This window comes from Mesorhizobium sp. Root102, assembly GCF_001425625.1.
Classification (GTDB): Bacteria; Pseudomonadota; Alphaproteobacteria; order Rhizobiales; family Rhizobiaceae; genus Mesorhizobium.
Genome location: NZ_LMCP01000045.1, coordinates 155,480 through 175,338, shown reverse-complemented (window position 1 = coordinate 175,338; position 19,859 = coordinate 155,480). Strand labels below are relative to the sequence as shown.

Here is a 19,859-nt window from a genome sequence, read left to right as displayed (position 1 = left end):
CTGCATCATTTGACTCGTACCGGTTGATACGTCGCAAAACAATGGCCGTGTACCCCTTCAGTTCCTTGAGAGCGAACAAAAGATGGCGACGTTCCGAAATCTGCCGTGATCACCTAACGGTTTGAGAAGACAGGTAAAATGTCAGGCATGCGGCGAAATCATGGCAGTTGGGACGTGCTGCCGCAATTTTAATCAGTAACGATGTCGGGCGGATGACTAAAGCCGAAATCGCCTTTTGCACAGTATAGGTCAAATTTAAGCGATCTTGCCGACGCCCAGGAATACGGGGCGCCGAGTTTCGCCGCCGGGAACGCCGCCTGCGACACGCATCAAGCTTTTGATTTTATTGGTTTCTCAGCCGAATGCCCCCTCGCTCGGGCCGATGCCGACACGGGCCGACATGCCGCACTTCATCTTGTCGTGAGCTCGAAAACCGCCTCCTCCCCAGGCTGGGCCCGAGGAGGATCCTGTTGAGTGAAGTGCCTCAGGCCGGAATCCTGATGAGGATTTCGGCAACTTCGCCGTCCTTCAGTTCGACCGCCGAAACCTTGGTCTTGGCCCCATTCACCTCCAGCGACACGGCCTTGGCCTTATTGTCGCGGATGACCCGAACCCTGAGTTCCGCCCCCAGCATCTTGAGATTTGCCGAATAGCCGTCCCAGTGGCTGGGCAGCTTCGGCTTGAACTGGATACGCTTGCCGCGCCGTTCGATGCCGAGAATGCCTTCGACCGCCGCCCTGTAGAGCCAACCGGCGGAGCCGGTGTACCAGGTCCAGCCGCCACGGCCGCCCTTGCTGTTGCCGGCATTGTCGTCGCCGGCATAGATATCGGCCGCCACGACATAGGGCTCGACGCGATAGTGCTCGGCCGACGCCTCGTCGGTCGCATGGTTGACCGGGTTCAGCATCGAGAAACAGCGATAGGCCTCATCGACCTGCCCCATCTCGGCGAGCGCGATGACGAACCACGTAGCGGCATGGGTGTATTGACCGCCATTCTCGCGCACACCGGGCGGATAGCTCTTGATGTAACCCGGGTCCTTCTCCGTCTTGGAGAAGGGCGGCGTGAAGAGCTTGACGATGTTGAGCTTGTCGTCGACGAGCATCTTCGTCGCCTGCTCCATCGCCGTCGTCGACCGCGCCGGATCGCCCTCTCCCGAAAGCACGCTCCAGGATTGGGCGATTGAGTCGATCTTGCACTCCTGCGAATTGCGAGACCCCAGAGGGGTGCCATCGTCGAAGCTTCCGCGCCGGTACCATTCGCCGTCCCATGCCGTGCTCTCAAGCGCCCGCTTCAAAACATCGGCATGTTTTACCCAGGCCTGTGCACGCTTGGCATCGCCTTCGGTCTTGGCAACGGGGGCAAAGTCGCCCAGCGTCCTGAGCAGGAACCAGCCAAGCCAGACGCTCTCGCCCTTGCCGTGCTCGCCGACGCGGTTCATGCCGTCGTTCCAGTCGCCGCCGAGGATCAGCGGCAGGCCCGCGGGGCTGCTGCGCTTGATGGCGAGGTCCAGCGCACGCGCGCAATGGTCGTAGAGCGACGCCGTCTTCTTCGAAATTTCCGGGGTGAAGAAGGCATCGTGCTCGCCCTCGCCCAGCGCCTGCCCGTCGATGAAGGGCAATTGCTCCTTGAGGATAGTGGCGTCACCCGTGACCAGCAGATAGCGCGCCGTGGCGTGGGCCAGCCAGACCACGTCGTCGGAGATCAACGTGCGCACGCCGGCGCCGGTGCGCGGCAGCCACCAATGCTGCACGTCGCCTTCGGGAAACTGCCGCCGCGCCGCGTTGAGGATCTGGTCGCGCGCCAGTTGCGGATCATGCGCCAGCAACGCCAGCGTGTCCTGCAGTTGGTCGCGGAACCCGAAGGCACCGCTGGCCTGATAGAAGGCGGAGCGGGCGCGGATACGGCAGGCCAGGCTCTGATAGGGCAGCCAGTGATTGACCATGGCATCGAGCGCCTTGTCCGGCGTCTCGACCTGGATGGTGTCAAGGAAGCCGCGCCACACGCGCTCATTGTCGGCCAGCCGCTGATCGAAATCCTTGACGCGGTGCTCCTGCACCAGGGCGCTCGCCTCCGAGACGGACTCGGCGTCGCCGAGCAGCCACAACAGCGTCACGTCGCCGCCGGCCGGAATCTCGATGTCACGAGCGATTGCCGCGCACGGATCGTCGCCGGCCTCGACACGGTCCGATAGTGCAGCACCGCTCAGCACCGCCTGCGGAAGCTCGCTGGAGCCTTGCCGGCCGAGGAACTCCGAGCGGTCTGATGTCACCGAGTGCACGCCACCGTCGGCGGCAAGGAAGGCCACCCGTTCACTGAAATCGAGCCCGTAGGGGTTTTGTGCCAGCAACGCCCCGCTGGCGGCGTCCCGCGACGGGACGATGGTTGCCGCCGTGCGCGACCGATGCCCGCCGAGCACCCATTCGGCATAGGCATAGACACGCAGTCGCGCCGGCACCGAGCCGGAATTCTGGATACGCAGCCGCGAGATCTTCACCGGGTCGATCGGATCGACGACATGGGTAAGGTCCATCGACAACGGCCCGCGCTTGGAGCGGAAGGTCGAGAAACCCTGGCCATGCCAGGCCTCGTAGGTCATCGAGGGATCGCGCACCATGGCGGCGAGCGGCGAGAACGCCTTGCCGCTGGCCTGATCGTAGATGTAGAGGCCCTCGCCCGGCCGGTTCGAGACCGGATCGTTCGACCACGGCGTCAACTGGTAGTCGCGGCTGTTGCGGCTCCAGGTGAAGGCAGCCCCCTCGGCGGAGGTGTGGAAGCCGAAAGAGGCGTTGGAGACGACGTTGATCCACGGCTGCGGCGTCGTGCGCCGGCCGGCCAGGCGCACGACATAATGCCGCCCGTCGCCATCGAAACCTCCAAACCCGTTCCACTGGCTGAGCCCGCCGCCATCGGCGCTGACATTTGCCACCGCCTGCAAGGCAGATGCATGCGTCGTGGGCGTCAGCGACGGCGGCTCACGCGGAACCGGCAATGCTGCCGGCTGCAGGGCGTCTCGCGCCTGCAGGGCGGCCGCCTCGGCCCGCTCGATCTGGTCGAAGATGGTGCCGTTGCGCGTGTGCAGGACCACCCTGGCGACGGCGAGCAGCGTCTTGTAGGTCGTCTCGTCCATGAGGTCGCGGCGCACCGCGAAGATGTGCTGGCGAGGTCCGAGCTCCTTGCCGCGCAAACGGCTGTTCTCGCATAGCGTCTCGACCGCCCGCTGCAGGTCCTGGACATAGGAGGACGCCTGCTCGTTGACGACGACGAAGTCGATCATCATGCCGCGGGTGCGCATGTATTCCTGGAAGCGTAGCGCCTGGGCGACGATTTCCAGATCGGCGACGTCGCCGATCCTGACCAGGAAGATCGGAAAATCGCCGGAAATGCTGGTTGGCCACAGGCTCGATTGCTTGCCCAGCCCCGAGGCGATGGATTCAGCGGGAAGACGCAGGAACGGATCCGGATAGATCAGATAGCGCGCCAGCTTCTGCACATTGGCGGCATCGGTCAGGCTGAGGCCCATATGGCGGGTCTGCACCTGGCTGCGCGTCCAGGCGAGCATGGCCTGGCGGGCAAAGCTCTCCGGGTGGTCGAGCCGGGCGATGGCCTCGTCCAGCTCAGTGCGGCCGGCGCCGACGACGGTCCAGAAGGTCAGCGATATCTTCTTGTTGGCCGGCACACGCACCTGGCGGCGCAGCGAGGCGACGGGATCGAGCGTGAAGCCCGAATGGCCGCCAAGCCTGGCGCCCGGATCGAAGGCGGCCGCGTCGACGATGGTACGGCCACGGCCGATGAAGGCGCGCCTGTCGGTCTCGGCCTCGGCATCGCGCGCCGATCCGGACGGATCGGTGACGAAATGCACCATGGCGATATCCGGCTCGCTGGTCTCGCGCTTGCGCCGCGTGGCGAAGATCGCCGCTTTATTCGATGCGATTTCGGTTTCCACGAACATCTTCGAGAAGGCCGGATGCGCATTGTCGGACACTTCCAGGCCGAGCACCAGCTCGGCAAAGGAGGTCACTTCGATGTGACGGTCGGACGGACCGTCATTGTAGAGCGTGACCCGACGGCCCTCGCCATTGCCTTCCGAGATGACGATGCATTCGACCTCGGAGCGCAACGTGCCAACCGATTTGACGAAGCTCGCCTTGTCGTCGGAGAACAAGGTCTGCGCCTTTTCCTCGGCCGCACGCTTCGGCTCAGCCGTCGCCGACCACCAGTCGCCCGTGCCGGCGTCACGCAGGAAGATGTAGGAGCCGAGACGGTCCTCGGTCGGATCCGGCTGCCAGCGGGTGACGGAGAGATCACCCCAGCGGCTGTAGCCCGAGCCGGTCGCGGTGACCATCACCGAATAGCGACCGTTCGACATGACGCTGGTCGACCGCAGCGATTGCAGCGGGTTGAGCACGATGCGGGTGTCGGGGCTGTCGACTTCTGTCTCGTCCTTGGCGCGTTCGTCGGCCTCGGTCCTGACGGTCGCGGTCGGGATGTCGCGCGGTGCCCTCTCCTGCAGCAACAGTTCGGCCGATTCGATGACCGGATCGCTGTGGAAGCGATCGCGCATGCGGCCTTCGAAGATGGCGTCGGCAACCGCCACGATCGACATGCCTGAATGGTGGGCCATGTAGTTCTGCACGACTGCATGATCGGTGCCTTCCGGCACGCGCTGCGGCGTGAAGTCAACGGCGTCGTAGTAACCGTGGCGGCCAAGCGCGCCGATCTCCCGCAATCGGGCGAGGTTCTGCACGGCTTCGCGCGGGTTGAACTGGGCCGCCAATATGGTGGCGTAAGGCGCGATCACCGTGTTCTGGCCAAGGCCGCGCTTCAGCCCGAGCCCGGGCACGCCGAAATTGGTGTACTGGTAAGTCAGCTCGCGGTCGCGGGCGTTGTAGGCCGCTTCCGAAATGCCCCACGGCACGTTCTTCTGGCGGCCATACTGGATCTGGCGCTTGATGATCAGCTTGCTGGTCTGGTTGAGGATCGAGCCCTGCGGCTCCTTCATCACCAGCGGCGGCATCAAATATTCGAACATCGAGCCGGACCAGGACATCAGCGCGCCCTGGAACCCGATCTCGACGATCGGCCGGCCCAGCCGGAACCAGTGCTCGGTCGGCAGGTCACCCTTGGCGATGGCGAACAGGCTGGTCAGCCGCGCCTCTGAGGCCAAAAGGTCGTAGCAGCTTTCATCGAGCTGATGCTCCTCGACCCGGTAGCCGATTGACAGCAGCTTGCGCTCCGGCCGCATCAGGAAGGAGAAATCCATCTCGAAGGCGAAGCGGCGCGTCCGCTCGCGCAATGTGAGCAGCTTGGCACGCAGCGCCTCGACGGCATTGTCGTCGCTGTGCGCGTCATGCACATGCGCTTCGCAGGTGGCTTCCAACCTTGCCGCCCAGTCGACAATGACATCGCTCTGCGGCGACGCCGCCTCGGTGTGGATTGCGGTGGCCAATTTGCGGATCTCGCCGGCCAGCACAGCCAGGTTGATGGTGCGGATCGACGCCATTTCCGGCTGCGCCTTGATGGTGTCGACAGCGCGCCGCATGCCGTCGAGACGGTCGGCGAGGCGCTGGCGCAGGGGGCGCAACTGGCGGCGGTCGTCGGGCAGTTCGTCAAGGCTTTCGCTGAGGATGGTGACGGTGTCGAGAATGCCTTCGAAATCGCCCTGGAGATGGACGGAGGGCGCTTCGGCCCATTCGGCGCAAGCTGCCGCCACCGCCACCAGATGGCCGGCGAGATTGCCGCTGTCGACAGCCGAGATGTAAAGCGGATAGAGCGGCTTCAGCGTCGTCGTGTCATACCAGTTGAAGAGGTGGCCGCGATCACGCGGCATACCCTCGATCGTCGTCATGGTGGCGTCGATGCGGGTGATGGCGTCGGACAGGCTGATCCAGCCGAAGTCGCGGGCGGAGACGACGGACAGCAGGTAGACGCCGATATTGGTCGGCGAGGTGCGTGGCGCGACCACCGGCGCCGGGCTTTCCTGGAAATTGTCCGGCGGCAGATGGTGATGCTCTGATGTCACGAAGCTTTCGAAATAGTGCCATGTGCGCCGCGCCACCGTGCGCAACGTATGGATATCAGCCTGCGATATGCGCAAGCGATCCTCGGTTTCGGCCGAACGGCTGATCCAGCTGGCGATGGCGGGCGAGCCAATCCAGAACAGGGCGAAGAAGAAGGCAACGAAGGCGCCGGTCGAATCGGCCAGCACCGGAATGGCAAGGCCGACGAAGCCGATGATAACGGCGCCATACATCATGCCGTAATAGGAACCGACGTCATTGTCGCCCGCCTTGTGCGCCTGCGAGGCGGTGCGCCATTCCAGCAGGTTCTGGCGGCTGACGAACAGCCGGTAGAGCGTGCGCACGATGGCGTCGCCCATCATCCAGGCGTTATGCGCCATCAGCACGATCTTCAGCGCCACCATGGCGGTGCCGAAGGCGACGTCACGCGCCAGGGCCGAGAAATGGCCGCGCGGCGTCTGGTCGCCGCTCTTGGGCAGGATGGCGTTGACGATGTCGAATGTCGGCGCCATGAACAGGCTAAGGATCAACAGGGCCTGCCACTGCGCAGCCTGCGTGAAGGGCAGCAGCGTCCAGCCGGCGATCGCCGCCATCACCCAGAAGATCGGCGTCAGCGAGCGGCGCAGATTGTCGATCATCTTCCAGCGCGACAGACCCGGCACGCCGGAGCGCGGACCGAGCATGAAGCCGAGCAGCTGCCAGTCGCCGCGTGCCCAGCGATGGTGGCGCGAGGCGTCGACCGAGTAGCGCGTCGGATAATCCTCGACCAGTTCGACGTCGGTGACCAGCGCCGAGCGCGCCAGCGCGCCTTCCAGCAGATCATGGCTGAGGACGGTGTTCTCCTCGATGCGGCCCTGTAGCGCGGCCTCGAAGGCGTCGACGTGATAGAGCCCCTTGCCGGTGAAGGAACCGTCGCCGAAGACGTCCTGATAGAGGTCGGACACCGCAAAGACGTAAGGGTCGAGGCCGCGGTTGGCCGAGAAGACCCGCTGGAAAAACGACGCGTCGTCGCCGCTGGTCAGCGACGCGGTGATGCGCGGCTGCAAGATCGCATAGCCGGCCGTGACAATGCGCTTGCTGGCGTCGAAATGCGGGCGGTTGAGCGGGTGGCAAAGCTTGCCGACGAGGGTCGCGACCGCATCGCGGGTGGTGCGCGTGTCGGCATCGAGCGTCATCACATGAACGACGTTCTCCGGCAGTGGCACGTCGAGCGGCAGGAACGTGGTGTCGCTGTCGCCGCGCAGCAGGAGGTCGAGCTCGTGCAGCTTGCCGCGCTTGCGCTCCCAGCCCATCCAGGACCCTTGAGCCGCATTGAAGAGCCGGCGCCGGTGCAGGATGTAGAAACGCGGGGCGCCTTCGGAGGGATAGCGGGCGTTGAGGCGAGCGATCTCGGCGCGGGCAAATTCGAGGATTTCGGTATCCGCCGCATCGATTTCGGTCTTGCTGTCGGGCCAGTCCGACAGCAGCGCGAAATGGATTTCATCGGCCGTGTTGGCGAGATGATGCACCTCGATATTGCGGATGTTTTCCTCGACATCGTCGCGCGAGCCGATCAGCGAAGGCACCACCACCAGCGTGCGCGCCTCGGGCGGTACGCCGTGCCTGTAATCGTAGCCGACAAGGCGCGTCGGTTTCAGGAACAGCGATACGACAGTGTTGAAGAAGGCGAGCGCACCCTCACTGGCCGGCACGGCAAACAGCGCCAGCATCAGGACGATCGACGGCACTGACAGGCCAAGATTGGCAAGAGCATTGCCGGAGAGGACGAGAAGCAGGGCCGTCAGCGCAAACACCGGTACGACAATGCCAAGCCATCCGGTCTTGCGGAAGGCGCGCTTGACCGTCTGGCTGATGGTGGGCCGATAGCCGATCGCCTTCTCCAGCTCCAGCCGGCGTGGGCCGACGAGAAAGAAGCCGACATCGGTGTGGGCGGATAAGATCGGACCCGCATCGCTTTCACCATCGCCTAGCATGGTCTCGCTGGCGGCGTGGCCGGCCAGCTCGATAGCTTTTTCGGCGACCCGATATTCCGACAGGTCCGAGCGGCGCGCCAGTTCCTCGATCGCGGTCCGGTACTGGTCACGCGAGAAGAAGTCGAGAGCGGCGAAATCGGTGCGCTCGCGCAGCACGGTATCGATGCGGCTGACGCCTTCGAACCACACGGTCCAGTCGACGTCGTTGATGAGGCGCAGGCCGCGAATGATGTTGCCCGTCGTCACATTGCCGCTGGACAGTGTGTGATGTTCGGAAATGATGATTTCCTCGGCATCGGAGCCGGTCTTTTCGAGTTCGCCTTCCAGCCATTCCAGAGCCTTGCCGGCATTCTGCGATCCATCACGCAAGCGGTAGAGCAGCTGGGTGGCAAAGGTGGTGTCCTGCGCGTGGGCGCTGAAGTTGGACAGGATCGCCTGCCGGTCGGCGCTGTCGTCGGTCGCCAGGACCTTGTCCGCCACATCATTGGCTATCTGGCGCATCTGACGGGTGCGGTTGACCCTGACCGCCAGCCGGCGGAGATTTTCGATCAGGACGAAGCGCAACAGCGATGGCAGCGCCCAGAGTTCGCCGATCTTGAGCGGCTCGACCGACTGGAAGCCCTGGACGATGGATTTGAACATCGTCGCCGAGACGGAACTGTCCGAATGCGCCACATAGGTCCAGGCCAGCGCCAACGCGCGCGGTACGCTGCCATTGTCAGGCAGTTTCAAGGTCGGCAGCTGGCGATAGAAGCGGCGCGGCAGATCGCGCTTGACCTGGAAAATGGTCTCTTCGACCAGATAATTGTTGTCGAGCAGCCATTGTGCCGCCGGCGTGATCGTCTCGCCTCTCGCCTGCGCCGCATTGGTCGACCGGTAGACCTCCAGGATCTTCTTGGCGCTGTCGCGGACACGCGCCTGAAAATCGAAGGGCGTCAGGCCGAACAAATCGGTTAGATCGCCTTTTGCCAGACTTTCACCGAGCAGCCGAAGACGCTCTTCAGGCAGGTAATTGGAGCGGATAGGCTCTTCGGTGATGGCCGGGAAGCTCGCGCTTGTCTTCTCGATTGGGGCAGGGTTCGTCTGAATATTCATTGAAAATTCCGTAAGCGGGCAGGCAGCGGCGTCACCGCCACGGCAATGGCCCTAAAACCGATTCAAATGCAATTGGTTGCATAAACCCCATTTGCCGAAAGTTTGTTTCCGCGCCACGACAGGACGTCATCTCCCAGCGAAAAACAACGATGAACACCCCTCCTCCCGACGAGATCGATCGACGGGGAGGATTCGGGCTTTTTCGTGATGCCCGCCGTCAGCTTACGCTATAATTGGCCGGCATCACGATCATGTTTGGAAACAAGCTTTAATCGTTGCCGGAAATGACTCCGATCCGGATCACGAACAGCGTTGTCTCATGGGCGGCCTGGACAAGCAGGCCGGCGCTGTCCGGATCGGGCAGCAGCGTGTCGAGCGGCCCGAGGCGAACCGGTTCGGCGGCGGGCACGATGACTTCGCCGTTCAAGCACAAGACGAGGGTTGTGCCGGCTCCGGTCCGGATTTCCACGGGAGCCGAAATCACCATGCGTTCGACCGAATGCGTCATCCGGCTTCTGCGGGTCATGACATTGAGATCGCTGATCGGCCCGCCGACCAGCGCGGCGGCGGTCGGCAAGTCGGCTGGGAAGGAAAACGGGTCGGTCGCCCTGTTGATGGATGTCGGCGGGTAGCCGGCAATGTCGAGGACGATGCCCTCACCCTCGAGCACGGCAAGGGTTCGATCGATGCCGGCAAACCGCGAGAACGGGCCGCTCAATTCGACGCGAGCCATCGAGACGCGCCAGTCGAAGTCGTCGAGCCCTGCACCCGCGGGCGAGACGGCGATCTCCGTCGTCACGCCGCCGCCGTTCTTCCACGGCATCGACCGGTATTCGGCTGCCCGCAGGATGCGCATCGGCTCAGCCAATCAGCCGAGAATGCCGGGCAGGTTGAGTTGGTGCTCCTTGGCGCATTCGATGGCGATGTCGTAGCCGGCGTCGGCGTGGCGCATGACACCGGTCGCCGGGTCGTTCCACAACACCCGCTCCAGGCGCTTGGCCGCTTCACGCGTCCCGTCGGCGACGATGACCATGCCGGCGTGCTGGGAAAAGCCCATGCCGACGCCGCCGCCATGGTGCAGCGACACCCAGGTGGCGCCAGACGCGGTGTTGAGCAGCGCGTTGAGCAGCGGCCAGTCGGACACGGCGTCCGAGCCGTCCTTCATGGATTCCGTTTCGCGGTTCGGCGAGGCGACCGAGCCGGAATCGAGGTGATCGCGGCCGATGACGACAGGCGCCTTCAGCTCGCCCTTGGCCACCATCTCGTTGAAGGCGAGGCCCAGCCGATGCCGGTCGCCGAGGCCGACCCAGCAGATGCGCGCCGGCAGGCCTTGGAAGGCGATGCGCTCGCGCGCCATGTCCAACCAGTTGTGCAGATGGGTGTTGCCGGGCGTCAGTTCGCGCACCTTGGCGTCGGTCTTGTAGATGTCCTCGGGATCGCCGGAAAGCGCTACCCAGCGGAACGGACCGATGCCGCGGCAGAACAGCGGGCGGATATAGGCCGGCACGAAGCCGGGGAAGGCAAAGGCGTTCTCGAAGCCCTCCTCCTTGGCCACCTGACGGATGTTGTTGCCATAGTCGAGCGTCGGCACGCCGGCGTTCCAGAACGCCACCATCGCCTCGACATGTTCGCGCATCGAGGCGCGTGCCGCCCTCTCCACCGCCTTCGGGTCGCTGACGCGCTTCTCGCGCCACTCAGCCATCGTCCAGCCCTTCGGCAGATAGCCGTTGATGGGATCATGCGCCGAGGTCTGGTCGGTGACCATATCGGGGCGAATGCCACGCCTGAACATTTCCGGGACGATCTCGGCCGTATTGCCAAGCAGGCCGACCGACTTCGCCTCGCCGGCCTTGGTCCAGCGTTCGATCTTTTCCAGCGCCTCGTCGAGCGTGTCGGCGCGCTCGTCGACGTAGCGGGTGCGCAGGCGAAAATCGATCGAGTCCGGATTGCATTCAATCGCCAGGCAGCAGGCGCCGGCCATGACGGCGGCGAGTGGCTGGGCGCCGCCCATGCCTCCGAGCCCGCCGGTCAGGATCCATTTTCCCTTGAGATTGCCGCCATAATGCTGGCGGCCGGCCTCGACGAAGGTCTCATAGGTGCCCTGCACGATGCCTTGCGTACCGATGTAGATCCACGAGCCGGCCGTCATCTGGCCGTACATCATCAGGCCCTTCTTATCGAGCTCGTTGAACTTTTCCCAGGTCGCCCAGTGCGGCACCAGGTTGGAATTGGCGATCAGCACGCGCGGTGCGTCGGGATGGGTGCGGAACACGCCGACCGGCTTGCCGGACTGCACCAGCAAAGTCTCGTCATCGGCCAGCGTCCGCAACGAGGCGACGATGCGGTCGAAATCGTTCCAGGTCCGCGCCGCCCGGCCGATGCCGCCATAGACGACCAGCTCGTTGGGGTTTTCGGCGACGTCCGGGTCGAGATTGTTCATCAGCATGCGCAGCGGCGCTTCCGTCAGCCAGGAGCGGGCGCTGATTTCCGTGCCGCGCGGGCTGCGGACTTCACGGATGTTGTGGCGAGGATTGTTCATGGCGTCACTCCATAAAAGGATCGAATGTCAGCCGCGCGCCCAGGTGATCGCGGTCTCAAGGATTTTCCGCAGCGTGGCGCGGATCGGTGCTGCAAACTCGGCATCGTAAGGCACAGGCCAGTTGTCCGGCATGCCCTTGCCATCGGGCTCGCGCATGTAGCCGCGGTTGGACAGTTCCATCTGCAGCGCATGCACGCCATCTTGAGGTTGTCCGAAATGGCGCGTGATCCAGCCGCCCTTGAAACGGCCATTGACGACAGAGGCCTCGCCGGTCTCGGCCATGATCTGATCGACCATCACCTGCAAGGTTGGATCGGCGCTCTTGCCATCATTGGTGCCGAGATTGAACACCGGCAGCGTGCCTTCAAACAGGCGCGGCAGCACCGAACGGATCGAGTGGCAATCATAGAGGACGATCTTGTCATGCAGCCCGCGCAAGCGGCCGATCTCAGCCTGCAAGGCAGCATGGTAGGGCACGAAGAATTTTTCGCGCCGCTCATCAACCTCTGAAGGCCCTGGCTCCTCACCTTCGCGGTAGAGCGGATCGCCATCGAAAGTCTCGGTCGGGCAGAGGCCGGTCGTCGCCTGGCCGGGGTAGAGCGAGGCGCCGGACGGGTCGCGGTTGACGTCGATGACGGTGCGCGAGATCGCCGTCTGCACGACAGTTGCCCCGAGATCGCCTGCGAAATCATAGAGCTTGTCGATCCACCAGTCGCAATCGCGGCGACCGAGCCAGGGTGACACCAGCCGGTTCTCGAGGCCGGCGAGATCGATGCCGGTGTGGGGGATCGACACCAGCAGCGGGGCTGTGCCAGGCGTGACGGTGAGCCAGGGCGTGCTTGCCATCATGCCGCTCCACAAATCGACGGCAGCGCTATCGCGCCGGCAGCCTTGATGGTCGCGCCGCTGCGCACCATGGCGATGGCCTTTTCCATGTCGGGGTGGAAATGCCGGTCATTGTCGAGATGCGGCACCTCGGCCCGGACCAGCTTGCGCACGGCCTCGAGTGCCGTGCTCGACGCCAGCGGCGCATGGAAATCGCAACCTTGCGCGGCGGCGAGCAATTCGATGCCGATGACCGCGGTGGCGTTCTCGACCATGCCGATCAGCCGGCGCGCGCCGTGCGCCGCCATCGAAACGTGGTCTTCCTGGTTGGCCGAGGTGGGAATCGAATCGACGCTGGCCGGATAGGCTTTCTGCTTGTTTTCGGAAACAAGCGCCGCCGCCGTCACCTGCGGGATCATGAAGCCGGAGTTCAGGCCGGGCTTCGGCGTCAGGAAGGCCGGCATGCCGGACAGCGCCGGGTCGACCAGCATGGCAATGCGGCGTTCCGACAGCGAACCGATCTCGCAGACGGCAAGCGCGATCATATCGGCGGCGAAGGCTACCGGCTCGGCGTGGAAATTTCCGCCGGACAGTGCGGTGTCATCCTCGGCGAAGATCAGCGGATTGTCGGTGACGCCATTAGCCTCGGTACCGAGCGTGTCGGCCGCCTGGCGCAGCACGGTGAGTGCCGCGCCCATGACCTGCGGCTGGCAGCGCAGGCAATACGGATCCTGAACGCGCTCGTCGCCAACCCGGTGCGATTCACGGATGGCGCTGCCGGCCATCAAATTGCGCAGCGCGTCCGCCGTCTCGATCTGGCCGGGATGTTTTCTCAGCAGATGGATGCGTGGATCGAACGGCGCGTCGGAGCCCTTGGCCGCATCGGTCGACAAGGCGCCGGCGACCAGCGCCGACTGGTAGAGCACTTCGGCCTCGAACAAAGCAGCCAGCGCATAGGCCGTCGAGAATTGCGTGCCATTGAGCAGCGCCAGGCCTTCCTTGGCGCCCAATGTCACCGGCTCCAGCCCATGCGAGACAAAGGCGACCTTGGCCGGGAAGCGTCCATGCGGGGTGAAGCATTCGCCGACACCAATCATCACCGCCGTCATGTGCGACAGCGGAGCAAGGTCGCCGGAGGCGCCGACCGAGCCTTGCGCCGGCACCACCGGGATGACGTCGTTGGCCAGCATCGCTTCGAGCAACTCGATGGTTTGCGGCCGCACGCCAGAGGCGCCCTGCGCCAGGCTGGCGAGCTTCAGCGCCATCATCAGCCGGCAAACGGCTGATGGCATCGGCTCGCCGACGCCGGCGGCGTGCGACAGCACGATGTTGCGCTGCAGAGTCTCCAGGTCTTCGGCCGGGATACGGACGCTCGCCAGTTTGCCAAAGCCGGTGTTGATGCCATAGACCGGCTCGCCCTTGGCAACGATCCTGGCGACGGCCTCGGCGCTCGCCTTGATTTTCGGCCGGCAGGCATCGTCGAGCTTCAGTGCGGCGCCACGATAGATGGCGCGCCAGTCGGCCAGCGTCGCATTGCCGGGCTTCAGGGTCAGTTCGGTCATTGTCCTCTCCAGATGCGGGCATGCAACGGGTTGAAGCCCATGCGGTAAACGAGTTCGGCGGGGCGCTCGATGTCCCAGACCGCCAGGTCGGCGGATTTCCCGACCTCCAGCGTGCCGGTTTCACCCAGCAAACCAAGCGCGCGGGCCGCCTCGCGGGTGACGCCGGCAAGGCATTCGTCGACGGTCAGACCGAACAGGGTCGCGGCCATGTTCATGGTCAAAAGCAGCGAGGTCAGCGGCGAGGTGCCGGGATTGTTGTCGGTGGCGACAGCCATCTTGACGCCGTGCTGGCGAAACAGGCCGATCGGCGGCTTCTTGGTTTCGCGAATGAAATAGTAGGCGCCGGGCAGGATCGTCGCCACGGTTCCGGCCCTGGCCATCGCCGCCGCACCCGCCTCATCGGTGTATTCTAGATGGTCCGCCGACAGCGCACCGTAGCGGGCGGCGAGTTCGGCGCCATGCAGGTTGGACAACTGGTCGGCATGGAGCTTGACCGGCAGGCCGGCCGCCTTGGCCGCGTCGAAGACGCGCGCCATCTGCTCCGGCGAAAAGGCGATGCCCTCGCAAAACCCGTCGACAGCATCGGCCAGCCCCTCGGCGGCAACCGCCGGGAGAATCTCCTTGGCGACCAGATCGATGAAAGCTTCCTTGTCGCCCTTGGCTTCCGGCGGCAGCGCATGGGCGCCGAGGAAAGTCGTGCGGATCGTCACCGGCCGCCGTTCACCCAATTGGCGGGCCGCACGCAGCGACTTCCTTTCGTTTTCGAGGTCGAGGCCGTAGCCTGACTTTGCCTCCACGGTGGTTACGCCTTCGTCGATCAACGCATCGAGGCGCCGCAGCGATTGGGTGACCAGTTCGCCCTCGCTGGCGGCGCGCAAGGATTTGACCGAGGAGACGATGCCGCCGCCGGCTCTGGCGACCTCTTCATAGGTGGCGCCGGCCAGCCGCATCTCGAACTCGTTGGCGCGGTTGCCGGCATGGACCAGATGGGTGTGGCAGTCGATCAGGCCGGGCGTGATCCAGCGGCCCTCGCAATCGACCGTCTCAGCACCCTGGGCAAGTGTTGAGGGCAGCTCCGACTCGGGGCCGGCATAGACGATGCGGCCGTCACGCGCAGCGACCGCGCCGTGTTCGACGACGCCAAGTCCGGCAGACCCTTCGGCCATGGTCGCCAGGCGCGCATTGCGCCATAGACGAAGATCCCCTGCCCGGCTTTTGCTCTCTGCGGCCATCATCTTTTCCGTTTCAATCGATGACGATTATGTATATACATATTAAAACACACTGCAAGTGCCATCATCGCATGAGAGACAGAGAACCGGAGAGAAAAGTGGCAGCGATCTTTGCGGAACAGGCACTCCTTCCCGATGGCTGGCACGACAATGTGCGGCTCACCTTGGCAGAGGGACGCATTACAGCCGTTCAGCCTTGCGCCGCGGCGGCAGCCGGGGACGAACGCCACGCGATCCTGTTGCCCGGCATGCCCAACCTGCACAGCCATGCCTTCCAGCGCGGCATGGCCGGCCTTGCCGAGCTTCGCGGCCCCTCCGCCGACAGTTTCTGGAGCTGGCGCGAGGTGATGTACCGCTTCGCCCTGTCGATGACGCCCGATCAGGTCGAGGCGGTTGCAGCGCAGCTCTATGTCGAGATGCTGGAGGCCGGTTTTTCACGCGTCGGCGAATTTCACTATCTGCATCACGACCGCGATGGAAAACCCTACGCCAACCTCGCCGAGATGGCCGAGCGCATTTCGGCCGCGGCCGGCGAAACCGGTATCGGCCTGACGCTGCTGCCGGTGTTTTATGCGCACTCATCTTTCGGCGGTACGGCACCAAACGAGGGCCAGCGACGATTCATCAACGATGTGAGCCGGTTCTCGCGGCTTGTTGAGAAATGCCGCGAATCGGTTCGCGCGTTGAATCAGGCTGTCGTCGGCGTCGCTCCGCACAGTTTGCGTGCCGCGACACCGGAAGAACTCACCGCCGTAGCAGCGATTGCGCCTGATGGGCCAATTCACATCCATATCGCCGAGCAGGTGAAAGAAGTCGAGGATTGCCTTGCCTGGTCCGGCGCGCGGCCGGTAGAATTTCTGCTTGGCCATGCCAAGGTCGACAAGCGCTGGTGCCTGATCCACGCCACCCATATGACCGATGCGGAAACCGTTGCCATGGCCAGGAGTGGCGCCATCGCCGGTCTTTGCCCGATCACCGAGGCCAATCTCGGTGACGGCACTTTTGCGGCGCCGCTGTTCAGAGAACATGGCGGCCGTTTTGGCGTCGGCTCCGATTCCAACGTGCTGATCGGCCTGCCCGACGAATTGCGCCAGCTCGAATATTCGCAGCGCCTCGCCCACCGCGCCCGCAATGTGCTCGCGGTTGCCGGCGGCTCGACCGGGCGGGCGCTGTTCGACGCCGCACTCGACGGCGGCAGCGTCGCGCTCGGTGCAGGCGCCTCCGCGATCGCCGCCGGCGCATCCGCCGATCTCGTCTCGCTCGGCGCCAGCAATCCCTCGCTGGCCGGCAAGACCGGCGACGCGATCCTCGACGCCTGGATCTTCGCCAATGGCAGCAAGGTCGATTGCGTCTGGGTGCATGGCCACAAACAGGTCAGCGGCGGCAGGCATGTCAAGCGCGAGGCCATCACCGAGCGGTTTCGCAGCGTGATGATGGCGCTTTCAGCATGAGCATTGTCGAGACCGCGGATGCGGAAGGCACCGTCTCGCTGCACCAGCGCATCCTGTCCGACATCAGCGAACGCATCATGTCCGGTGCCTGGGCGCCTGGTCACCGCATTCCGTTCGAGCACGAACTGAGCACGCAATACAATTGCTCGCGCATGACGGTGAACAAGGCGCTGTCGCAGCTCGCCAAGGCCGGACTGATCGAACGCCGCCGCCGTTCCGGCAGCTTTGTGCGCCGGCCGCAGTCGCAAGCGGCGGTGCTGGAAATCCACGACATCCGGATCGAGGTCGAGGCGCTCGGCCTGCCCTACCGCTACGAGCGCGTCGCTCGACACAAAAGGCGCAGCAGCGCCGAGGATCGCGCCCTGCTGGAGCAGGGCGTGGCCGGGCCGGTGCTGGCGCTGGAGTGTGGGCATTTCGCCGGCGAGCGGCCATTCGCGCATGAACAGCGGCTGATCAATCTCACCGCCGTGCCCGAGGCAGCAGACGAGGAATTCGTGGTCATAGCACCAGGACCGTGGCTGATTGGCCGCGTGCCGTGGAGCGAAGCCGAGCACCGGATTCGTGCTGTCGCCGCCGACAGGCACATCGCGGTCGCGCTCGATATCGCAGCCGGCGCGCCGTGCCTGGTGGTCGAGCGACGGACATGGAGCGCCGATCACCCGGTCACCCATGTGCGCTTTACCTATGCGGCCGAGAGCCACACGCTGGTGGCAAGGTTCAGGCCGTCGCAGGGGTGAGGCGTGTCCAGAGCCGCAGGCTGGCGAAAAGCCAACGATTTGGCTTCTCGAACGCCGAACGCCCGGAGCCATAGCGGAGGGCAGCCCCGCCGCCCCCCACCCGGACCTTCGGTCCGACCTCCCCACAAGGCGGAGGTAGAAGGCCGTCGATCAAATCGCAGCGGTAATAATAATCTCGACCAGGTATTCCGGTCCGGCGAGCTTTGCTTCGCCGGTGGCGCGGGCCGGTGTGTTGCCTTGCGGCACCCACTTGTCCCACTCCGCGTTCATCTCGGCAAAGGTGCTCATGTCGGCCAGCCAGATGATCGCCTGCAGGATCTTGGTCTTGTCGGAGCCGGCCTTGGCCAGCAGTTCGTCGACAGCCGCCAGGATATCCCTTGTTTGCGAAGCGACGTTGCCGGTCGGCTTACCAACCTGACCGGCCAGATAGACGGTATCTCCGTGAATGACGATCTGGCTCATGCGCGGGCCGACATCGATGCGACGAATGCTCATTGGATGGTTCCTTCTGTGGCGGTTGCGCCTCTTTAGAGTTGCGGCCGGCTTCGGGCAAGGTCGCCAGGTCGAATCCCCTTGGGCCAAGGGCATACGATATCCACACGGCAAGTTGACCCGCCAGCCGCAATTCCGGCGGATTGGCTTGTTGACTAATGTAATAACATCACATATCCAATCGGCCGCTGCCCGCAGCCAGTTTCGCCGCCCCACGGATCGCAGAATGACAAACACCTGCCTCACATTCCGCGACCTGACGCTTGGGTACGGCAGCCATCCTGCAATCCATCATCTCGACGGCACCATCCGCAAGGGCTCGCTGACGGCTGTCGTCGGCGCCAACGGCTCCGGCAAATCGACGCTGATGAAAGGTATCGTCGGCGTCCTGAAGCCGATGGCCGGCGAGGTTATCCGCGCCCCCGGCGTTCGCGCCGCCTATCTGCCGCAGCAATCGGAGCTCGACCGCTCCTTTCCGGCACGGGTGGTGGATCTGGTTTCGCTCGGCCTATGGCCACGGCGCGGCCTGCTTGGCCGCTACACCAAGGAAGATCGCGATGACGTCAGCAAGGCGCTGATGGCGGTCGGCCTCGGCGGCTTCGAGAAGCGGCCGATCGACACGCTTTCGGGCGGCCAATTGCAGCGCACACTGTTTGCGCGTGTCCTGTTGCAGGACGCCGACCTCATCCTGCTCGACGAACCCTTCAATGCCGTCGACGCCAAGACGGTCGGCGACCTTATTGCCCTGATCAAGCGCTGGCATGGCGAGGAACGCACCATCATGGTGGTCGTCCATGATCTGGATCTGGTGCGCCAGAATTTCCCCGAAACACTGCTTCTCGCCCGCCAGCCAATTGCATGGGGCGAAACCAGGGAAACGCTGAAGCCTGAAAACCTGTTGCGCGCCCGCCGCTTCCATGAAGCCTGGGAAGAGAATGCACCCTGGTGCGAGCCGGATGAGCACGCTCATGGTCACGATCACGACCATCATGGCCATGACCATCACCACGGCGTCGGACCGAGGGCCGCCTGATGGATACGCTTTACGGTCTTTTCATCGCGCCCTTCGCCGATTTCGGCTTCATGCAGCGGGCCCTGATCGGTTCGCTGATGCTGTCGCTTGGGGCCTGCCCGATCGGCGTCTTCCTGATGCTGCGGCGCATGAGCCTGTCAGGCGACGCCATGGCGCATGCCATCCTGCCCGGTGCAGCCGCCGGCTTCCTGTTCTATGGGCTGGAAATCCTGCCGATGACCATCGGCGGCCTGATCGCCGGCGTCATCGTCGCGCTCGGCGCCGGCGCCGTCTCGCGCTTCACCATCCAGCGCGAGGACGCCTCGATGGCGGCGTTCTATCTGATTTCGCTCGCCATCGGCGTGCTGATGGTGTCGATCCGGGGCTCCAGCGTCGATCTCATGCATGTGCTGTTCGGCACCGTGCTGGCGCTTAACGATGAAGCACTGACGCTGATCGGCGGCATCGTCACGGTGACACTGGTCAGCCTTGCCATCTTCTGGCGGGCGCTGGTCGCCGAATGCCTCGACCCGCTGTTCCTGCGCTCGGTCAGCCGGCTCGGCAGTCCGGTGCATTTCATCTTCCTCGGCCTCGTCGTGCTCAACCTCGTCGGCGGCTTCCAGGCACTCGGCACGCTGCTGTCAGTCGGACTGATGATGCTGCCGGCCGCCGCCGCCCGCTTCTGGACGGTGCGCGTCGAGCCGATGTGCGTGCTGGCGGTGCTGATCGGCTTTGCGTCCTGCGTCGCCGGGCTGCTTCTGTCCTATCACGCGTCGCTGCCATCCGGCCCGGCGATCATCCTGTCGGCCGGCGTCGTCTATTTCGCCTCGATCCTGTTTGGCACGCGCGGCATTCTGCGCGCGCGCATCATCCACCACCGTCACAGAACGGCCTGATCCCCCGCCCCTGAAAGGAGACCCG

The 19,859-nt window shown here is 64.4% G+C and carries 11 protein-coding genes; 4 read left to right on the top strand and 7 right to left on the bottom strand.

Annotated features, from left to right (window positions below):
* Nucleotides 1-484: 484 nt before the first annotated feature.
* The 6 genes from ASD12_RS27130 to hutI form a co-directional block, all read right to left on the bottom strand.
* Nucleotides 485-9,088, bottom strand: coding sequence for a glucoamylase family protein (locus tag ASD12_RS27130; protein ID WP_056593922.1), 8,604 nt, complete (start codon nucleotides 9,086-9,088; stop codon nucleotides 485-487).
* Between the two features lie 268 nt (nucleotides 9,089-9,356).
* Nucleotides 9,357-9,944, bottom strand: coding sequence for a HutD family protein (locus tag ASD12_RS27125; RefSeq protein WP_056594521.1), 588 nt, complete (start codon nucleotides 9,942-9,944; stop codon nucleotides 9,357-9,359).
* Nucleotides 9,945-9,956: 12 nt separating this feature from the next.
* A complete protein-coding gene (hutU, locus tag ASD12_RS27120; RefSeq protein WP_056593919.1) occupies nucleotides 9,957-11,627 on the bottom strand; it encodes a urocanate hydratase in 1,671 nt (556 codons plus the stop codon).
* Between the two features lie 27 nt (nucleotides 11,628-11,654).
* A complete protein-coding gene (hutG, locus tag ASD12_RS27115) occupies nucleotides 11,655-12,473 on the bottom strand; it encodes an N-formylglutamate deformylase (RefSeq protein WP_056593916.1) in 819 nt (272 codons plus the stop codon).
* The gene (hutH, locus tag ASD12_RS27110; protein WP_056593913.1) at nucleotides 12,473-14,014 is read right to left on the bottom strand and encodes a histidine ammonia-lyase; all 1,542 of its coding nucleotides are present in this window, start codon (nucleotides 14,012-14,014) and stop codon (nucleotides 12,473-12,475) included. The genes hutG and hutH overlap by 1 nt, the downstream gene beginning before the upstream one ends.
* Nucleotides 14,011-15,246, bottom strand: a complete 1,236-nt coding sequence (gene hutI, locus ASD12_RS27105; RefSeq protein WP_056593911.1) for an imidazolonepropionase — start codon at nucleotides 15,244-15,246, stop codon at nucleotides 14,011-14,013. Before hutI ends, hutH begins: the two co-directional genes overlap by 4 nt.
* Nucleotides 15,247-15,344: 98 nt before the next feature.
* On the opposite strand from hutI, the gene ASD12_RS27100 reads away from it, so the two are divergent.
* Both ASD12_RS27100 and hutC read left to right on the top strand, forming a co-directional pair.
* Nucleotides 15,345-16,697 (top strand): formimidoylglutamate deiminase, encoded by a 1,353-nt coding sequence (locus ASD12_RS27100; protein ID WP_056593909.1) that lies wholly within the window; start codon nucleotides 15,345-15,347, stop codon nucleotides 16,695-16,697.
* Nucleotides 16,694-17,434, top strand: coding sequence for a histidine utilization repressor (gene hutC, locus ASD12_RS27095; RefSeq protein WP_056593906.1), 741 nt, complete (start codon nucleotides 16,694-16,696; stop codon nucleotides 17,432-17,434). Before ASD12_RS27100 ends, hutC begins: the two co-directional genes overlap by 4 nt.
* 150 nt (nucleotides 17,435-17,584) lie before the next feature.
* On the opposite strand, the gene ASD12_RS27090 is transcribed toward hutC, so the two are convergent.
* Nucleotides 17,585-17,929 (bottom strand): RidA family protein, encoded by a 345-nt coding sequence (locus ASD12_RS27090; protein WP_056593903.1) that lies wholly within the window; start codon nucleotides 17,927-17,929, stop codon nucleotides 17,585-17,587.
* Nucleotides 17,930-18,152: 223 nt separating this feature from the next.
* Here ASD12_RS27090 and aztA point away from each other — a divergent pair, with 223 nt between their 5' ends.
* Together aztA and aztB are read left to right on the top strand one after the other, a co-directional pair.
* Nucleotides 18,153-18,959, top strand: coding sequence for a zinc ABC transporter ATP-binding protein AztA (aztA, locus tag ASD12_RS27085; RefSeq protein ID WP_056593899.1), 807 nt, complete (start codon nucleotides 18,153-18,155; stop codon nucleotides 18,957-18,959).
* Nucleotides 18,959-19,834 (top strand): zinc ABC transporter permease AztB, encoded by an 876-nt coding sequence (aztB, locus tag ASD12_RS27080; protein WP_056593894.1) that lies wholly within the window; start codon nucleotides 18,959-18,961, stop codon nucleotides 19,832-19,834. Before aztA ends, aztB begins: the two co-directional genes overlap by 1 nt.
* Nucleotides 19,835-19,859: the final 25 nt, after the last annotated feature.

Bases quoted from the DNA above. Each gene is read 5' to 3' on its own strand.
- ASD12_RS27130 (WP_056593922.1), bottom strand. From the start codon at position 9,088: ATGAATATTCAGACGAACCCTGCCCCAATCGAGAAGACAAGCGCGAGC.
- aztA (WP_056593899.1), top strand. From the start codon at position 18,153: ATGACAAACACCTGCCTCACATTCCGCGACCTGACGCTTGGGTACGGC.
- ASD12_RS27090 (WP_056593903.1), bottom strand. From the start codon at position 17,929: ATGAGCATTCGTCGCATCGATGTCGGCCCGCGCATGAGCCAGATCGTC.
- hutC (WP_056593906.1), top strand. From the start codon at position 16,694: ATGAGCATTGTCGAGACCGCGGATGCGGAAGGCACCGTCTCGCTGCAC.
- ASD12_RS27125 (WP_056594521.1), bottom strand. From the start codon at position 9,944: ATGCGCATCCTGCGGGCAGCCGAATACCGGTCGATGCCGTGGAAGAAC.
- aztB (WP_056593894.1), top strand. From the start codon at position 18,959: ATGGATACGCTTTACGGTCTTTTCATCGCGCCCTTCGCCGATTTCGGC.
- hutG (WP_056593916.1), bottom strand. From the start codon at position 12,473: ATGGCAAGCACGCCCTGGCTCACCGTCACGCCTGGCACAGCCCCGCTG.
- hutH (WP_056593913.1), bottom strand. From the start codon at position 14,014: ATGACCGAACTGACCCTGAAGCCCGGCAATGCGACGCTGGCCGACTGG.
- hutI (WP_056593911.1), bottom strand. From the start codon at position 15,246: ATGGCCGCAGAGAGCAAAAGCCGGGCAGGGGATCTTCGTCTATGGCGC.
- hutU (WP_056593919.1), bottom strand. From the start codon at position 11,627: ATGAACAATCCTCGCCACAACATCCGTGAAGTCCGCAGCCCGCGCGGC.